This window comes from Henriciella sp. (genome assembly GCF_049649345.1).
GTDB lineage: Bacteria > Pseudomonadota > Alphaproteobacteria > Caulobacterales > Hyphomonadaceae > Henriciella.
Window position 1 is genome coordinate 1 of the sequence record NZ_JBARZC010000453.1, and the last position, 2,286, is coordinate 2,286.

Here is a 2,286-nt window from a genome sequence, read left to right on the forward strand (position 1 = left end):
GCAAGGGCGTGACCAAATACAAGCCGGGTGACCGCGTCATGGGCTCGACCGGCTGGGGCGGCATGGCCGAGGAAGTCGTCGTTGACCAGAACCGCGTGCGCGCTTTCCCTGAATCCATGCCATTCGAACAGGCCGCCGCCCTGCTGATGACCTATGGCACCTCCTACTATGCCCTGAAGGACCGCGGCGACTGCAAGCCGGGCGAGAGCCTGCTCGTCCTCGGCGCGGCTGGCGGTGTCGGCCTTGCGGCCGTCGAGCTTGGCAAGGCGATGGGGATGGAAGTGATCGCCGGCGCCTCGAGCCAGGAAAAGGTCGACCTTGCGATGGAGAAAGGCGCGGCCAAAGGCTTCGTCTATCCGCGCGGGCCGCTCGAAAAGGCAGACCAGAAAGCCCTCTCCGACAAGATCAAGGAGCTTGGCGGCGGTGGTGTGGACGTCATCTATGACGGAGTTGGCGGCGACTATGCCGAGCCGGCGCTCCGCGCGATGAACTGGGACGGCCGCTTCCTCGTCATCGGCTTTCCGGCCGGCATCCCGAAAATGCCGCTCAACCTCACCCTGCTCAAATCCTGCAATATTGTGGGGGTCTTCTGGGGCGCCGCTGTCGCCCGCGACCCGAAGGCCAATGAGCAGAACATCGAGGAGCTGTTCGAGATGTATGAGAGCGGCAAGATCAAACCCCACGTCTCCAACACCTATCCGCTTGCTGAGGCCCCCGACGCCATCAGCGAACTGATGAACCGGAAGGCGAAGGGGAAGGTTGTTGTGGTGGTGTAGGGAATACCACGCAACAAAGCTTGCGTGTTCGACATTTATTCTTATATTTCAGTGATGAGCCGCCGGGATCCGGAGATTGGACTTCCGGCCCGGCGGTCTCTCTGCAATCCGGAGTTGCACCGGCTTCATCCCTTATGGAAGGGGATGAACAATTTCTACTCAGGCAACGCCATCGCCATTATCACGTTTGCCAGTTTGCGAGCCTCTTGCGCAGTCAAATCGAACGGCAGCCCCTGAACATGAATTGTCAGATCACTCCGAAGCGGAATTGGAAGTATGTTCGCGCTGGGCATTGACGTGTAACCACCACTCCCAACTCCAGCTGAAGCAGGTTTTTCAGCTTTTTCAATTTGGTTCGCATCAGCTTTGGCAACTTCCTTGGGTTTGTCGCGACGCCGTTCCCGAGTTTGCACGGCGGGCCGGAAGCCCATCGGATTCTTCAGATAGGCGTCGAAATCCTCAAGCGCCGACTTGAGTCTGCTTTGATATGTCTGCAAGCTTGTCGGCGTATAATTTTGTCCCAAAAGATTGCTGAACCTATGCATGATCATTTCAAGATCAAGCGCCAGAACATCCTGCTTTTCAGAATCATCCAATATTTCGAATATCTTGTTCGCTGCAGCCTTTCTGGCCGCAGTGGTGTTCTTGTTCATTAGCCCCTTGTCACCAAGGTATTCAATGAACCTCATAAAATCGGACAATGACCTTCCGTTAGACATAGCGATATCCTTTCTAAGGCGCGATATAGCCATCGTGATGTGGCGAGTCAATCAATTCATACATACTTTTGTCTTTTTTTGTATTTCTTTGTATAACGTTTTGACAATGAGGCTGCTATTTTTGGTTCTCGGCTGTCAAGTTCGCGCCCAATTGGACGCTCCCAGCCTCTTGCGATCTGTTTCAGGCGGTCAAGGCTGCCGCAGGCACAGCTCCGCCGCCCGGCCTTGAGGGCCTGAAACAGATCGGACACCCCGCCCTTTGACGTTTCGCGAGTCTCTCTTCGGCCGCCAGTCCCTGCGAAGGCAGGGACCCATTGTCGCCGGCTCGCTATGGATACCTGCCTACGCAGGTATCTGCGGCGTCGCGCGTATTACTCAAAGCCCCGCCCTGAGCGCCTTCAACGCCCCCTCTTCCATCCCCATAAATTTCGGATCATCGGCCAGCGGCGCGACCAGCAGCGCCTCAGGCCGCGTCGCGTGTTTCACCCCATGATAAACCTTCGAGCGCGAAAGCGGCGAGGCGATCAGGTAAAGCCCGTCCTCGAGCGTCAGCAGCCGGTCGAACTCGGCCGGATCAAGCGGCGTTTGCGGCGCGCGCAGATAGATGAGGTAAAGCGTGTCGGTCTCGGCCATGCCAGATGGACGCGGCTGGAGGGCTTGGGTTCCGGGCGGTCCTTCGACAGGCTCAGGATGAGGGTCGAACCGCCATCCTCATCCCGACATGGCCTTGTGGTTCGGCTTCGCTCACCATGGCGGCCTTTTATTATCGTCAGAAATAGCCCGCCATGGTG

The 2,286-nt window shown here is 57.4% G+C and carries 3 protein-coding genes; 1 reads left to right on the top strand and 2 read right to left on the bottom strand.

From position 1 onward, the window contains the following. A partial coding sequence (locus WA989_RS12520; RefSeq protein WP_424340827.1) for an NADPH:quinone oxidoreductase family protein occupies positions 1-776 on the top strand: 776 nt, incomplete at its 5' end. 155 nt (positions 777-931) lie between these two features. Here WA989_RS12520 and WA989_RS12525 read toward each other — a convergent pair. Then, complete coding sequence (locus WA989_RS12525; RefSeq protein ID WP_424340828.1) at positions 932-1,429, bottom strand: hypothetical protein; 498 nt, start codon at positions 1,427-1,429, stop codon at positions 932-934. A gap of 441 nt (positions 1,430-1,870) precedes the next feature. Then, on the bottom strand, positions 1,871-2,128 hold the full coding sequence (locus WA989_RS12530) for a hypothetical protein (protein ID WP_424340829.1): 258 nt from the start codon (positions 2,126-2,128) through the stop codon (positions 1,871-1,873). Between the last annotated feature and the right edge of the window lie 158 nt (positions 2,129-2,286).